Source organism: Halomonas sp. SIMBA_159 (assembly GCF_046536035.1).
GTDB lineage: Bacteria > Pseudomonadota > Gammaproteobacteria > Pseudomonadales > Halomonadaceae > Vreelandella > Vreelandella venusta_A.
The window spans coordinates 1-308 of sequence record NZ_JAWJBT010000281.1 but is presented as its reverse complement, the minus strand read 5'-3'; the positions used below and the strand labels follow the sequence as shown (position 1 = coordinate 308).

The window sequence follows — 308 nt, the reverse complement described above, 5'->3', positions numbered from 1 at the left end:
AGTTCCATATTTCCGGTTTTCAGGAAGTCGCGGAAATTCTTGTGCGGGTAGATCAAGACACGCTCAAACGTCATCCCTTTGGAATCGCCGAAATTGAGGGGGTTGCCGATCCTCGGTCCTCCTGCCTTAGACCATTGAAGGGTCTGCGGGGCGAACTCCTTGAAGTATCGTTCAACGTCCTTTTGTCGGATGAGAAAAACTCCATCATGGCCGGTAATTCCCGCGTTGCGTGACGTCGTCGGCTCACAGTCGGGAAAGAACTGATCTGCGAAATCGCAAATTGCCTGCACGCAGCGGTGAGAGTGGGA

At 52.9% G+C, this 308-nt stretch carries 1 protein-coding gene; it reads left to right on the top strand.

Annotation, left to right across the window (positions count from 1 at the left end; all coding sequences use genetic code 11):
• The coding region (locus R0J87_RS19300; protein ID WP_498888258.1) for a hypothetical protein at nt 1-233 on the top strand (233 nt) is incomplete at its 5' end.
• Nucleotides 234-308: the final 75 nt, after the last annotated feature.